The organism is Aeromonas sp. A600620 (genome assembly GCF_029479985.1).
Lineage (GTDB): Bacteria > Pseudomonadota > Gammaproteobacteria > Enterobacterales > Aeromonadaceae > Aeromonas > Aeromonas veronii_A.
This window is the reverse complement of record NZ_JAAKXB010000001.1, coordinates 86,622-100,188: the sequence shown is the minus strand read 5'-3', so window position 1 is coordinate 100,188 and position 13,567 is coordinate 86,622. Positions and strand designations below refer to the sequence as shown.

The window sequence follows — 13,567 nt, the reverse complement described above, 5'->3', positions numbered from 1 at the left end:
GAGCACTTTCATGAGCAAACAGATGAACACATCCATCAAGCACACGCTGGTCTGCGCAGCCCTGTTCAGTGCGCTGGGCGCAACCTCCCAGGCACAGGCCGCTGATGCCAAAAACGTCATTCTCTTTATCGGTGATGGCATGGGGCCCACCGTGCTCACCGCCACCCGCCTGTTCAAGGTGGGAGAAGAGGGCAATCTGGAGATGATGAAACTGCCGCGCAGTGCCCGCATCAAGACCTTCTCCAACGATGCCCAGACCACCGACTCGGCCCCCTCCATGGCGGCCTACACCACCGGGGTCAAGATGAACAACGAGGTGATCGCCATGAGCAGCGACACCAAAGCCGTCGCCCCCGGCAAAGACGTCAATGGCAACAAAACCGTCAACAATTGCAGCAGCGATAACGGCAAGCCGGTGCCCACCATTCTCGAGCTGGCCAAGGCGGCAGGCAAATCGGTCGGGGCCGTCACTACCACCGAGCTGACCCACGCGACCCCGGCGGCTACCTACGCCCACATCTGCCATCGGGATGCCGCCTATGACATCGCCGCACAAGCTGTTCCGGGGGGCGCAGGTTTCAACCAGGCGCTGGGGGATGGGGTCGATGTGCTGATGGGCGGTGGTGCCAACCACTGGACCCCCTACAGCGCCAGCAACAAGGGCGGTCGCAATGACAACCGCGACCTGACCGCCGAGATGAAGGTGCAGGGATACAGCTATGTCACCACCCAAAGTGAACTGGCCAAGGTCACCAGCGGCAAGGTGCTCGGTCTGTTCAGCAGCAAATCCCACCTCGACTACGAGCTGGATCGGGTCGCCAAAGGGGCTGCCAATACCCAGCCGTCCCTCTCCGAAATGACCGCCAAGGCGATCGACCTGCTGAGCAAGAACAGTCAGGGTTATTTCCTGATGGTAGAAGGCGGCCGGATCGATCATGCCCTGCACGGCACCAACGCCAAGCGCTCGCTCACCGACGCGGTGGCACTGGATGAGGCGGTCAAGACGGCGCTGGGTAAAGTGGATCTCAGCAATACCCTGATCGTGGTCACCGCCGACCATGACCACACCATGACCATTAACGGCTACTCCGCCAAGGGCAATCCGGTGCTGGATCTGGTGAAAAATGGCGATGGCTCGACCCAGAACGACGTGGATGGAAAGCCCTTCACCACCCTGGTGTTCGGTAACGGCCCCAACCGCCCCGATGTACGCCCGGTCCTCACCAGCGATCAGGTGATGGCTAATGACTATCTGCAGGAGACCGGCGTCAAACTCACATCGGAAACCCACGGCGGCGGCGATGTGATGCTGTTTGCCGATGGCGCCGGCAGCAACCGCTTCAAAGGCACGCTGGATAACACCAAGGTGTTTGGCAAACTGCGGGAGGCGCTCGGCCTGTAAGCAGCAGGGGCCCGGGTGCATCTGAGCAATCGACTCAGCGACCCGGGCCCCGGCTCTTTCGAGCGACAGATGATGATGCGACTTTTGCTTTCATTATGGCTGCTTGGCAGCACCCTCGCCTTCCCCCTGCATGCTGACGACACGCCCCCGAATCTCGCCGCCCGGATCAGCTATCACGACCGGAACACCGGCAGCGATGGCATCGCCAGAGAGAGTGTCTGGCAAGAGAAGTGGCTGCGCGTGGGCAATCAGGTGTGGAGCCAGCGGCTCATTCCCCTCCCCCTTGCCCGTGCCTATCATGCCACTCACGACGCCACCCCCGGCCACAAGCACTTTACCCACCAGATGGCGGCCCGCTGGGTCAGCCGCAGTGATGAGGGTGAACTTCAGCTGCGCTATGCCGACAGCTGGCACAACCAGCTGGTTGAAGTGCCGGTGGAAGAGTATGGCCAGGTGGCCTTCAAGCCCGACTGGCTGCGGATCCGCCATCTCGTCAACCCAGTGCTGCTCGAGGGGATGACCCCGCTGGATGAGGCCGCCCCCGAGCAGGCCCGCTGGTATGAAAAGCGCGAAGGGCAGCAACGAACCCGCATTCTCTGGTCGAGTCAGTGGCAGATCCCGCTGGTGGTCGAATCGGCCAGTCTCGACGGCTATCGCAGCTACCGGATGGAGGTAACCCTGCGCAAGCTGCCTGCTCAGCTTCCCTGGCAGCAACTCGCTGATTACGAAGTGCGCGATCTGCGCGATTTCTTCGACTGAGATCCCAACCCCTCAGCGAGCCCAACGACAACGCAGGCAGGAATGTTACACTCTGCATATTCGACTCTGGCTCACGACCTTGATGCGCGCTCTCTGCCTGCCCTTTTTTGCACTGCTGTTGTTGCTGGTACACACCGGTGCCCAGGCTATTGTGCTGGTGGCGGCCGAGCTGCCCCCTTACGTCATTCGCTCCTCTCACGGCAAACCAAGCGGTGTCGCCATCGAGATCATGGAAGAGGCCGCGCGACGCCTTAAAGAACCGCTCACCATCGAGTTGATGCCGCTGGCCCGAGCCCTCACCCAAACCGCCCATCGCAAGGATGTACTGCTGATACCGCCAGTACGCAGCTCTCAACGGGAGCATCTCTACTACTGGGTTTCCCCCATCCTTGATGAAGAGTTCCTCATTGTCAGCAATCGCCACAAGCATCCCACCCCGCTCATGATAAACGCGCTTCCTTCACTCAAGGTGGGCACCTTGCGTCACTCCTTCGGCCAGTATCTGCTCAAGCAGAGGCTGAATCTCGCCAGCCAAACCGTCGCCACCGAAGACCTCAATGCCCTCAAACTGCAACGAGGACGCATCGATGCCTGGGTCGCAGCCTGGAACGTCATCCTCTACAACCAGCAGACGGGCGGATTTTCCATCGATGAGATAGTAAAAGGCGAATCCTTGATGCGTACCCAGTTATTTATCGCGGCCAGCAAGGATTTTCCCTTCACCGAAGGGCGTCGCTGGCAAGCCGTGATTGACGAGATGCGCCATGATGGCACACTGGCGCGGATCATCCGTCAGTACAACTATCAGGTTCCTGAGTAGTCACTCAATCACGGTTGCCAAGGCCGGCCAGAATGGTTATGGTAGCCCCATGAAAATACTCGCTATTTCCTCGCATTTGCTCACACCCTGCTGAGCCCCCGCCTCGCTCCTTCGGCCGCGAGTCGCTTGGGGGCATGGCATTTTCAATCGATTGAACCTGTTGAATCCATTTTTGTAACACTTTGCGTGATGGCCAACCTGCACCCGCCGGTATGGGCCTATCCGCTATTGATAAGGAATATCTTATGAAACAACCTCATCTGGTTATCTCCAGCCTTGATCTGGACCGTATCGAACAACTGCTCGGCAACCACCCGCAGCATCTCGCCCTGCAAGAGGAGCTGGACCGCGCCGAGATCCGCGAACCGGCCGACATGCCGCCGGACGTGGTCACCATGAACAGCAAGGTACGCTTCAAGATGCAGAGCAGCGGCAACGAGTTCTGCCTCACCCTGGTCTACCCGCGCGATGCCAAGGGCGACGAGAGCAACATCTCGGTACTGGCGCCGGTGGGCAGCGCCCTGCTCGGTCTGAAAGTGGGCGACAGCATCGCCTGGCCAGGCCCGGCCGGTCGCACCATCGAGGTCGAAATTCTGGACGTGGTTTATCAGCCGGAGCGCGCCGGCGAGCTGCACCGCTGAGTCCCCCGGGCTGGTCATCCCCCTGTTGATCAGCCCGCTTGCTCGCCCTTGCAAGCTGATCCCGATCAAGCTTTGCGCACCTTGCCCCCCGGTTTTTAGCCCCTTTTCCTGCTGCTGCTTGAGCCTGACTCGGGGGGCAGGTATCTTGTTGGCCGCGTCATGGTCATGACGCACCGAATTTCAGGCTGACATCATGATAAACATTGCCCTCATCGACGATCACCAGATCGTCCGATCCGGTTTTGCCCAACTGCTCAATCTGGAGCCCGATCTGCAGGTGGTCGCCGAATTCGGCTCCGCCAGCGACGCCCTTGCCGGTCTGCCCGGCAGCGGGGCGCGAGTCTGCGTCTGCGACATCTCGATGCCCGACCAATCGGGGCTGGATCTGCTCAAGCAGCTCCCCTCCGGTCTCGCGGTGGTAATGCTCTCGGTGCATGACAGCCCCGCCCTCATCGAGCAGGCGCTGCAAACCGGTGCCAAAGGATTTCTCTCCAAGCGCTGCAGTCCGGACGAGCTGATCGCCGCGGTGCGTACCGCCGCCCAGGGGGGGTGTTATCTGACACCGGACATCGCCCAGAAACTGGCCAGCAGCAGCCGGGATCCCCTCACCAATCGGGAGCGGGAGATTGCCCAGTTGCTGGCACAGGGGCTGGAGGTGAAAGCCATCGCCGAGCAACTTGGCCTCTCCCCCAAGACGGTTCACGTCCATCGCGCCAACCTGATGGACAAGCTCAAGGTCAGCAACAACGTCGAGCTGGCCCACCGCATGCTGGATAGCTGGTGATCTCCCGTTTTGCCAGCTATGTCGCCATCGCGCTGGCGGCCTGCTTCATCTTTGCCGCCGGCTGGTTTTGCCTCTGGAGCATCAGCCTGCATCTGGCGGGCGGCCCGGCGCTGGCGGTGCTGCTCTTCCCCTTCGGCCTGCGCCTTGGCTTGCTGCTGCAAAGTCCCGGCCACTACTGGCCGCCGCTGTTGCTGTGCGAAGGGCTGCTGCTCTACTGGCTCAATCTGGAAGTGGGGCTGCCCCACTGGCCTTGGCTGGTCGCGGGCAGTCTGCTGACCCTGCTACCGCTGCTGATTGCCCGTCGCCAGCAGGTGCGCAACGACTGGCAGCAACTGTTGCTGCTGCTCGCCACCGTCACGGCGGCGGCGCTGCTGCAAGCCCTGCTCTGGCATCTGGCCGGGGAAGATGGCCTCTCGGCCCTGCTGCTCAGCCTGACCGGCGGTCTGACCCTCACCTCCACCTGCATGCTGATCTGGCACTACCTCACCCGCGCCACCTGGGTGCCGCTGGGGCCTGCGCTGGTGGATCAGCCGGTGGAGTGGCGCTTTCGCCATCTGGTCTGGTATCTGCTGCTGTTCGTATTGAGCCTCTGGCTGCAACTGGGATTGCCCAACTCGCTGGTACGCTTCACCCCGTTTTGTCTGGCCATCCCCATCATCGCCATGGCGTGGCGCTACGGCTGGCAAGGGGCGCTGCTCGCCACCCTGATGAACACCATCGCCCTGCTGGCCAGTCAGGCCTGGCACGATCACCCTCTCGATCTGCTGCTCTCCCTGCTGGCCCAGAGCCTTACCGGCCTGCTGCTGGGTGCCGGGATCCAGCGCCAGCGCGAACTCAATCAGGCGCTGACCCGCCAACTCGCCCATAATCGCCAACTCACCGAGCGGCTGCTGGAGACCGAGGAGAGCATCCGCAAGGAGGTAGCGCGCGAGCTGCACGACGACATCGGCCAGACCATCACCGCCATTCGTACCCAAGCCGGGATCGTACGCCGCCTCGCCCCCGATAATGCCGGGGTGGGCCAGAGCAGCGCCCTGATCGACACACTGTCGCTCGGGATCTACGACGCGGTGCGCGGTCTGCTCGGGCGGCTGCGCCCGCGCCAACTCGACGACATGACTCTTGAACAGGCGGTACGGGCACTGCTCAGAGAGCTGGAGCTGGAGCGTCACGGCATCGTCACCCGTCTGGAGTGGCAGCTGGCGGATGGGGATCTCTCGGATGCCCAGCGGGTCACCCTGTTTCGGGTCTGTCAGGAGGGGCTCAACAACGTGGTCAAACATGCCAACGCCCACTCGGTCACCATTCGCGCTCGGGCCTACGGCGAGCAGTTGCAACTGGTGCTGGAAGATGATGGCCGCGGTTTGCCGGAAAGCCGCCCGCAACAGGGCTATGGCCTGCTCGGCATTCGCGAGCGGGTACAGGCCCTAGGGGGCAATCTGCAACTCTCCTGCATCCACGGCACTCAGCTGACGGTCAACCTGCCCAGTCGCAGACGGGAAGAGAGTCATGGCTAATCACCACCAGAGGGCCTGCCAGTGCTGAGTTTTATGAGAAGCGCGCCGCACCGGCCCCTTATCCGGGATCAGGCCGAGATCGACGCCACCTATCGCCACTGGCGGCTGCACCTGCTGCTGACCATGTATCTGGGCTACGCGGTGTTCTACTTCACCCGCAAGAGCTTCAACTTCGCCATGCCGGACATGCTGGCGAGCGGCATGCTGGACAAGTCCGACATCGGCATGCTCTGGACCCTGTTCTACATCACCTACGGCTGCTCCAAGTTCTTTTCAGGCATCATCAGTGACCGCGCCAACCCGCGCTACTTTATGGGTGTCGGACTGATGGCCACCGGCGTTATCAACATCCTGTTCGGCCTCTCGTCGGCACTCTGGATGTTTGCCACCCTCTGGGTCGCCAACGCCTTCTTCCAAGGTTGGGGCTGGCCCCCCTGCTCCAAGCTGCTTACCAGCTGGTATTCGCGTACCGAGCGCGGAGTCTGGTGGTCGGCCTGGAACACAGCTCACAACGTCGGCGGCGCGCTCATCCCCCTTATCGTCAGCACCATCGCCCTGCAACATGGCTGGCGCTACGGCATGATAGTGCCCGGCCTTATCGCCATCATCGCGGGATTGTTCCTCTGCTGGCGGCTGCGGGATACCCCGAGTGCCATGGGATTGCCAACGGTGGGCGAGTGGCGCAAGGATGCCATGGAGCTGGCCCAGCAGACTCAGGATGCGGGCCTCTCCCATCGCCAGATCCTGCGCAAATATGTGCTGGGCAACCCCTATATCTGGCTGCTCGCCTGCTGCTACGTGTTGGTCTATGTGGTGCGCACCGCCATCAATGACTGGGGCAACCTCTACATGACCGAGCAGCGCGGCTTCAATCTGATGAGCGCCAACTCGGCCATCTCCATGTTCGAGGTGGGGGGCTTTATCGGCGCTTTGGTGGCGGGTTGGGGATCGGACAAGCTGTTCAACGGCAACCGTGGCCCGATGAACCTGATCTTTGCGGTGGGGATCCTGCTGGCGGTGGGATCGCTCTGGCTGATGCCCTTCTTCAGCTATGTGATGCAGGCGGCCTGCTTCTTTACCATCGGCTTCTTCGTGTTTGGCCCCCAGATGCTGATCGGCATGGCAGCGGCGGAGTGCTCCCACAAAAACTCGGCGGGGGCCGCCACCGGCTTTGTCGGCCTGTTTGCCTACATGGGGGCGGCGCTGTCAGGCTATCCGCTGGCCAAGGTGATGGAGATCTGGCACTGGAACGGCTTCTTCGTGGTGATCTCGGTGGCGGCAGGTATCTCGGCCCTGCTGCTGCTCCCCTTCCTCAAGGCGCAGGCACCGAGACCCCCTCAAGCGAATGCAGATTAGCGGGTGGCAGCTAACGAGCTATATCCGGCAAGCAGACAGGGCGCGGATCACCGCGCCCTGATTTTATTCCTGAACCTATTCCTGCATCAGGCAGCCTGACAGACCCGGTTCTTTCCTTCCCGCTTGGCCCGATAGAGAGCGTCATCCGCACGGCTGAACAGGCTGTCAAAGTGCCACTCCCCCTGCCAGTAAGCAATACCCATGCTGACGGTGATATGGATCCCCTCCACCTCGCTGGCCGCAAGCTGAACCCGCAGTGACTGGCAACGGGCGATGGCCTCGTCCGCGGCGACATGGCGAAACAGCAGCACAAACTCCTCACCCCCAAAGCGGCCCGCCAATACCCCCTCCAGCTCGCGCAGTGCCAACCCGACCCGCTCCAGCACCCGATCACCCACCTCATGACCATGCCGATCGTTGATCTGCTTGAAGTCATCCAGATCGAGCACCACCAACGCCCCCTGTTGTGCAGGGCGTCCCCGGGCCAGACGCTCCATAAAACCACGGCGATTGAACAAGCCGGTCAGCGGGTCATGACTGGCCTGATAGCGCAGCTCCAGCGCCCGGTGCTGGTTGCAGAGCAGCAGCACCCCGAAGGTAAGCATGGAGCTGCCCACCAGCATGGAGACATAGGGCAACACGTTGAACAGCTGACGCTGGAACGGGCTTTCGATCACCTCGCCCCACACGGTAAACATCCGCATCAATGTCATGGCAATCAGTACCAGATTGAGGCCAATCAGTACCCAGACTGCCACCTGATAATCGGGTCGACCGTGCCGCCAGAGCTGCCAGATGATGAGCGTACTGAGCACGAGGAAGGTGGCGCTGCTGATCATCACCCGCACAGCAATCCGGCCATCGATGGCGACCGACCAGGTCATAATGGCGGCAAACAGCAGGATGAATCCCCAGCAGGCAGGCCAGCCTGGCGATTGACGGAAGAAACAGCGCTGGGCAACCAGCAGCAGCGACACATGAAAAATCAGAAAGACATTGCCAACCCAGGAGCCATAGGGGGTGGGGGTCAGCAGCAGACTGGCAAATCCCGCCTGACCCAGCATGGCAAACAGACTGGACCACCACCAGACCCCGACACCGGGAATATCGTTGTGGGTAACACGAATGATGGTAAGAGTGAGGAAACCGAGACAATAGCCACACAAGGCCATGATCATCAAGGTAAAAATATCCAGCTTAAGCAGTAGTGAGGCGTCCATACCAAAGCCATGCAGAGAGGGTAACTGAGTATATGAGAAGCGTTTGCCAAGACCCAGTGGGACTTGATGGTTTTCATAATAAAGCCCGTTCGTTTGCTGACAAACAGCGCAATGAGCGTGATATCCCATCAATACGTATTTGTCTCCGCCCCTGAAAAAAGTCTCTTATGGAGCTTATCGGTGCAATAAGAGCCGCAAGCGGCGCCCTGGCTTTGTAACAAAATGTCTTGGGCATAATTTGGGCTTGAACCCACCCCATTAGATAGATATGTTGTTTTCGTGTGATTTTATGAATGAAGTCATGAGCAATAAATGTCTCTAACCTGTTGAGTCTTCTGACACAATCTGTTTTTGGTACATTTTTCACTCAACCACTATTCATAGCATCTCATATGGGGCTTTTGTCCCGCTCAAGACATTCATCCTGTCTTGCCTGTTGCCGGATGCAGCAGTCTCTTGTGCCACGGAGTCGCACGGGATCAGGTTCAAGGCCGAACACACCACCGACAGAGACGTCACTTATGATCAAAAAACTGATTCTTTCTACCCTGCTGTTTTGCGGGATCGCCACAGCGGCCCCGACCCCAGCCCCTACCTCCACCGTGGATGCCGTGCTCGAACGCGGCGTGCTGCGAGTCGGCTTTGATGCCGGCTATCAACCCTTCGAGATGACCAACAAGCAGGGCCAGTACATCGGCTTTGATGTGGATCTCGCCAAGATGGTCGCCAAAGAGATGGGCGTGAAGGTCGAGTTCGTCAACACCGCCTGGGATGGCATCATTCCGGCGCTGCTGACCAACAAGTTCGACGTCATCATGGGCGGCATGACCGTCACTCCCCAGCGCAACCTGCGAGTCAACTTCGCCGATCCTTACATCGTGGTCGGCCAGACCATCGTCCTGCGCAAAGAGAAGGCGGGCGAAATCAAATCCTTCACCGATCTCAACGACCCGAAATACAAGATCGCGGTCAAGCTCGGCACCACCGGCGAGCAGGCAGTCAAGCGCCTGATCCCCAAAGCCACCCTGCTGCAGTTTGAAACTCAGGATGACGCCAAGCTGGAAGTGATCAACGGCAAGGTCGATGCGTTCGTCTATGACCTGCCCTACAACGCTATTTTCGCCTCCCAGAATCAGGGCGCCGTGGTGCACCTCGACAAGCCGTTCACCTTCGAGCCGCTGGCCTGGGCCATCCGCAAAGGGGATCAGGACACCCTCAACTGGTTCAACAACTACCTGCGCCAGATCAAGGGCGATGGCAGCTACGACCGTCTCTACAAGAAGTGGTTCGAATCCAACGCCTGGCTGAATCAGCTCAAATAACCTCCGGGGGGCGGCACATGCCGCCCCTGCACCACGCAGCTCCCCACACAATAACGAGAAGAGGTTGTGACTGTGCACACACCCAAACCGACAAGACAGATGGAAAAACAACCCAATCAGCTACTCTGGCATGGGGTTTTCCTGCTGATGCTGCTGGTTGCCGTATTCGGCATCTACAAGGCTGTCCAGTCAGTGGATTACACCTGGCGCTGGGAACGCATTCCCCAATACATCGCCTATCAGGCGGAGCAGAAGAATCTGGCCGAATTTGACGGCACCGTGATGGCGGGCACCAGCGAGGCCGAGAAGGACAAGCTGTTTCTGCAAGACGATCTCGACCCCAATGTGCGGCAAGCCATCGCCAGTACCGGCGTACAAGTCGCCGAAGGGGATACCGTCTTTCGTGGCGATACCCTCGACACCCAACTGAGCTGGACCGCAGGCCCCATCGCCTGGGGCGTCTGGGTCACCGTCAAGCTCTCGCTGGTGGCGGGCATCTTCGCCATCCTGCTCGGCACCCTGGCCGGACTGGCGCGCCTCTCCCCCAACCCCGCCCTGCGCAATCTGGCCATCACCTACGTTGAGCTCATCCGCGGCACGCCGCTGCTGGTTCAGATCTTCATCGTCTACTTCTTTATCGGTACCGTGCTGAACCTCGACCGCTTCACCGCCGGGGTCGCCGCGCTGGCGGTCTTTACCGGGGCCTATGTGGCGGAGATCGTCCGCGCCGGTATCAGTTCCATCCACAAGGGGCAGATGGAGGCGGGCCGCAGCCTGGGTATGACCTCGGCCCAGACCATGCGCTACGTCATCCTGCCGCAGGCGTTCAAGCGGGTGCTGCCACCGCTGGCAGGCCAGTTCATCAACCTGATCAAGGACTCCTCGCTGGTCTCGGTCATCTCCATCACCGACCTGACCAAGGCGGGGCGCGAGGTGGTGAGCTCCACCTTCAGTCCGTTCGAGGTATGGTTCACCGTGGCCCTGCTCTATCTGGTACTGACCGGTACTCTCTCCTTTGTGGTGCGCCGTCTCGAGGTAAAATATGCGAAAAGCAACTGATCCCATCATCAAAGCGACCGGTGTAGAGAAGTTCTACGGCAGTGAAGTGCATGCCCTGAAAAACGTCAGTACCGAGGTGGCAGAAGGGGAAGTGGTGGTGATCGTCGGCCCCAGCGGCTCCGGCAAATCAACCTTCCTGCGCACTCTCAACCAGCTGGAGACCATCAACGACGGCAACATAGAAGTCGACGGCATTTGCCTGACCGAGCCCGGCGATGTCAACAAGCTGCGGGAAGAGGTGGGCATGGTGTTCCAGTCATTCAACCTCTTCCCCCACCTGACGGTGCTGGACAACATCTGCCTCGCCCCTCAGAAGGTGCGGGGGCTATCGCGCAAAGAGGCCGAAGATCGCGCCAAAACCCTGCTGTTGAAAGTAGGGCTATCCAACAAGGCCAAGAGCTACCCCTCCCAGCTCTCCGGCGGCCAGCAACAGCGGGTGGCCATTGCCCGGGCGCTCGCCATGCAGCCACGCATCATGCTGTTTGACGAGCCCACCAGTGCGCTGGATCCCGAAATGGTGGGGGAGGTGCTGGATGTGATGAAGGGGCTCGCCCGCGAGGGAATGACCATGGTGGTGGTGACCCACGAGATGGGCTTTGCCCGGGAAGTGGCGGATCGGGTGCTCTTTATGGAGAGTGGCGAACTGCTGGTGGATGGAAAACCCGCCGACTTCTTCGACAATCCCCCCTCCCCGCGTCTGCGCCAGTTCCTGAGTCAGGTGCTGTAGCCAACACGCTCTTCTGGATAAACGAAGAGGGACCGCAGGGTCCCTCTTTTTGTACTTGACGCTGGAGCAGACTCAACCCAGCTGAACCCGAGTCCCCATCTCATCGGCTCAGCGCGGGGACTTTCCCAGATAGCGCTCCACGATCACTTTCACCCCGTCACGTTTCTTGAGCTGATAGAGCTCCTTGTCAAACTGTTCGATAAAGGCCTGTTTGTAGGGATACTCCCCCTTGCGGCTATAGCCGAGGAACCCCTGCTCCTTGCTGAGCACCGGCCCCTGTTTGAGCAGTGACATATCGGCCACCGCCAGTTGCTCTCCCTTGATCATGTTCAGCAGTTCATAAAGCAGGGAAAGGCGGTCATTGATGGTGCAATCGACCCGACCTCGGACAATCTTGAGCAAGTTCTCCCGATTGCTTTTCACCTCCTCCACATCGATCTGCTTCTCCTTCACCGCCTGCCAGAAGGCATCTCCGCCGACGGCAAAGCCGGCGTTCATACCAAAGCGCAAACCGTGATAGTCGAGCGGAAACCTGGCCTGCGGGGTATTGACCGCAACACTGGCGCCGCACATCACCACCAGCTCCTCGTCGAGCATCGGTTGGGAGTAAGGCCACATCCAGGGACGACTGTCGGGCTGGTAGTAAGGCGGAAAGATGGCGAAGGCGCTGCCCTGTTCCACCATGCTCAGACCGCGCCGCCAGGGCATGGGCTTGAGCACCACCTCATAACCACTCATGTGGGTGGTCACCTCGCGGATAATATCGGCATAGATCCCCCTGACCTCCTCCCCCTCCTGCCAGGAGTAGGGGGGATAGTTGGCATCGGCCAAAATTTCAACACGGGTTTTGGCCTGGGCCAGCAGGCAAAATCCCAGCAACAGATAAACACAGACACGCATCGCCCAATCCTCTGACGGTCAATCTGCATCAAGCATAGTCAGCGGTCACCATCCATCAGATTGAATTGCGGCCTCACTGCAAACCCGCCAGAGCCATCGGGCAAGATGGCTAGAAAATGTTAATGAAATATTGCTTTCATCCTTTATGCTGAAGAGCAATTGCTCTGAATGGATGGCCGCATATGGATGTGCAACTGCTTTTGCTCTACCTCTCCCCGGTTTTTCTGGCCTTTATCGGCTGGGAGATGCTCTATCTGCGCAAACATGGCGCGGCCTTTCCTACTGCCACCTACCAGTGGAAAGATCTGCTGGCCAACGCCGCGCTGGCCCTGATGCACCAAGGGGGCGATGCGCTGGCGGCCATCGCCATTGCTTATCTGTATGACACCCTCTGGGGCTGGCGACTGTTCGACATCGAGCTCACCTTCTGGAGCGTATTGCTGCTCTTCCTGTTGCAGGATCTCTGCTACTGGCTGTTCCACTTCACCAGCCACCATGTTCGCTGGCTGTGGGCCTCCCACGTGGTGCACCACAGCTCGGAGCGGCTCAACCTCTCCACCGCCTTTCGCCAGAGCCTGATGTACCCGATCTCCGGCATGTGGCTGTTCTGGATCCCGATGATTGTCATCGGCTTCCCGCCCGAGGCGGTGGTCGTCACCGTGCTGCTGAGCCTGGGCTTTCAGTTCTTCGTCCACACCCAGGTAGTGGGCAAACTCGGCCGACTTGAGTGGATCTTCAACACCCCCTCCCACCACAGGGTGCACCACGCCAGCAACGCCAAGTACATAGACCGCAACTTTGCCGGGGTGCTGATCATCTGGGATCGACTGTTCGGCACCTTTGTCGAAGAAGATCCGGCCGAACCGTGCCGCTTTGGCATCACCAAGCCGATCCACAGCTTCAACCCCCTCACCCTCACCTTCCACGAGTGGCGCGACATGTTGCATGACGCCCGTGGCCAGCCTTGGCGACAAAAACTCGCGGTGCTGTTTGGCAAACCGGCCGGGCCTGCCAGCCGCTGAACCTTCGCCCCGAATAGCAACTCCCTGATAACCAACTC

The 13,567-nt window shown here is 60.0% G+C and carries 13 protein-coding genes; 11 read left to right on the top strand and 2 right to left on the bottom strand.

Going from position 1 to position 13,567, the window contains the following annotated elements:
• Nucleotides 1-10: 10 nt before the first annotated feature.
• The 7 genes from G5533_RS00450 (at nucleotide 11) to G5533_RS00420 (ending at nucleotide 7,279) form a co-directional block, all read left to right on the top strand.
• The gene (locus G5533_RS00450; protein WP_421254843.1) at nucleotides 11-1,402 is read left to right on the top strand and encodes an alkaline phosphatase; all 1,392 of its coding nucleotides are present in this window, start codon (nucleotides 11-13) and stop codon (nucleotides 1,400-1,402) included.
• Nucleotides 1,403-1,474: 72 nt separating this feature from the next.
• Nucleotides 1,475-2,161, top strand: coding sequence for a hypothetical protein (locus tag G5533_RS00445; protein ID WP_441254422.1), 687 nt, complete (start codon nucleotides 1,475-1,477; stop codon nucleotides 2,159-2,161).
• Nucleotides 2,162-2,243: 82 nt separating this feature from the next.
• Entirely contained in the window at nucleotides 2,244-2,981 is a 738-nt protein-coding gene (locus G5533_RS00440; RefSeq protein ID WP_158111102.1) for a substrate-binding periplasmic protein, read from the top strand.
• A gap of 245 nt (nucleotides 2,982-3,226) precedes the next feature.
• Complete coding sequence (gene rnk / locus G5533_RS00435) at nucleotides 3,227-3,622, top strand: nucleoside diphosphate kinase regulator (protein ID WP_185227373.1); 396 nt, start codon at nucleotides 3,227-3,229, stop codon at nucleotides 3,620-3,622.
• A gap of 193 nt (nucleotides 3,623-3,815) precedes the next feature.
• Nucleotides 3,816-4,406 (top strand): transcriptional regulator UhpA, encoded by a 591-nt coding sequence (gene uhpA, locus G5533_RS00430; RefSeq protein ID WP_120414557.1) that lies wholly within the window; start codon nucleotides 3,816-3,818, stop codon nucleotides 4,404-4,406.
• Nucleotides 4,403-5,923 carry a signal transduction histidine-protein kinase/phosphatase UhpB gene (gene uhpB / locus G5533_RS00425; protein ID WP_421254845.1) on the top strand — a complete coding sequence of 507 codons (1,521 nt, stop codon included), beginning with the start codon at nucleotides 4,403-4,405 and terminating at the stop codon, nucleotides 5,921-5,923. The genes uhpA and uhpB overlap by 4 nt, the downstream gene beginning before the upstream one ends.
• A gap of 21 nt (nucleotides 5,924-5,944) precedes the next feature.
• Nucleotides 5,945-7,279 carry an MFS transporter gene (locus tag G5533_RS00420; RefSeq protein WP_421254846.1) on the top strand — a complete coding sequence of 445 codons (1,335 nt, stop codon included), beginning with the start codon at nucleotides 5,945-5,947 and terminating at the stop codon, nucleotides 7,277-7,279.
• An 86-nt stretch (nucleotides 7,280-7,365) separates the two neighbouring features.
• On the opposite strand, the gene G5533_RS00415 is transcribed toward G5533_RS00420, so the two are convergent.
• The gene (locus tag G5533_RS00415; protein ID WP_421312044.1) at nucleotides 7,366-8,499 is read right to left on the bottom strand and encodes a GGDEF domain-containing protein; all 1,134 of its coding nucleotides are present in this window, start codon (nucleotides 8,497-8,499) and stop codon (nucleotides 7,366-7,368) included.
• 521 nt (nucleotides 8,500-9,020) lie between these two features.
• Here G5533_RS00415 and G5533_RS00410 point away from each other — a divergent pair.
• The 3 genes from G5533_RS00410 (at nucleotide 9,021) to G5533_RS00400 (ending at nucleotide 11,607) form a co-directional block, all read left to right on the top strand.
• Nucleotides 9,021-9,821, top strand: a complete 801-nt coding sequence (locus G5533_RS00410) for a transporter substrate-binding domain-containing protein (RefSeq protein ID WP_441254267.1) — start codon at nucleotides 9,021-9,023, stop codon at nucleotides 9,819-9,821.
• A 99-nt stretch (nucleotides 9,822-9,920) separates the two neighbouring features.
• Nucleotides 9,921-10,880 (top strand): amino acid ABC transporter permease, encoded by a 960-nt coding sequence (locus G5533_RS00405; protein ID WP_441254266.1) that lies wholly within the window; start codon nucleotides 9,921-9,923, stop codon nucleotides 10,878-10,880.
• Nucleotides 10,864-11,607, top strand: a complete 744-nt coding sequence (locus G5533_RS00400) for an amino acid ABC transporter ATP-binding protein (RefSeq protein WP_441254265.1) — start codon at nucleotides 10,864-10,866, stop codon at nucleotides 11,605-11,607. The genes G5533_RS00405 and G5533_RS00400 overlap by 17 nt, the downstream gene beginning before the upstream one ends.
• Nucleotides 11,608-11,715: 108 nt before the next feature.
• Here G5533_RS00400 and G5533_RS00395 read toward each other — a convergent pair whose 3' ends face one another.
• Nucleotides 11,716-12,507, bottom strand: coding sequence for a substrate-binding periplasmic protein (locus G5533_RS00395; RefSeq protein ID WP_005344593.1), 792 nt, complete (start codon nucleotides 12,505-12,507; stop codon nucleotides 11,716-11,718).
• Nucleotides 12,508-12,689: 182 nt separating this feature from the next.
• Here G5533_RS00395 and G5533_RS00390 point away from each other — a divergent pair, with 182 nt between their 5' ends.
• Nucleotides 12,690-13,529, top strand: a complete 840-nt coding sequence (locus tag G5533_RS00390; protein WP_441254264.1) for a sterol desaturase family protein — start codon at nucleotides 12,690-12,692, stop codon at nucleotides 13,527-13,529.
• Nucleotides 13,530-13,567 lie beyond the last annotated feature (38 nt).

Bases quoted from the DNA above. Each gene is read 5' to 3' on its own strand.
- G5533_RS00390 (WP_441254264.1), top strand. From the start codon at position 12,690: ATGGATGTGCAACTGCTTTTGCTCTACCTCTCCCCGGTTTTTCTGGCC.
- G5533_RS00395 (WP_005344593.1), bottom strand. From the start codon at position 12,507: ATGCGTGTCTGTGTTTATCTGTTGCTGGGATTTTGCCTGCTGGCCCAG.
- uhpA (WP_120414557.1), top strand. From the start codon at position 3,816: ATGATAAACATTGCCCTCATCGACGATCACCAGATCGTCCGATCCGGT.
- G5533_RS00440 (WP_158111102.1), top strand. From the start codon at position 2,244: ATGCGCGCTCTCTGCCTGCCCTTTTTTGCACTGCTGTTGTTGCTGGTA.
- G5533_RS00415 (WP_421312044.1), bottom strand. From the start codon at position 8,499: ATGGACGCCTCACTACTGCTTAAGCTGGATATTTTTACCTTGATGATC.
- G5533_RS00400 (WP_441254265.1), top strand. From the start codon at position 10,864: ATGCGAAAAGCAACTGATCCCATCATCAAAGCGACCGGTGTAGAGAAG.
- G5533_RS00405 (WP_441254266.1), top strand. From the start codon at position 9,921: ATGGAAAAACAACCCAATCAGCTACTCTGGCATGGGGTTTTCCTGCTG.
- G5533_RS00410 (WP_441254267.1), top strand. From the start codon at position 9,021: ATGATCAAAAAACTGATTCTTTCTACCCTGCTGTTTTGCGGGATCGCC.
- G5533_RS00450 (WP_421254843.1), top strand. From the start codon at position 11: ATGAGCAAACAGATGAACACATCCATCAAGCACACGCTGGTCTGCGCA.
- rnk (WP_185227373.1), top strand. From the start codon at position 3,227: ATGAAACAACCTCATCTGGTTATCTCCAGCCTTGATCTGGACCGTATC.
- G5533_RS00445 (WP_441254422.1), top strand. From the start codon at position 1,475: ATGATGCGACTTTTGCTTTCATTATGGCTGCTTGGCAGCACCCTCGCC.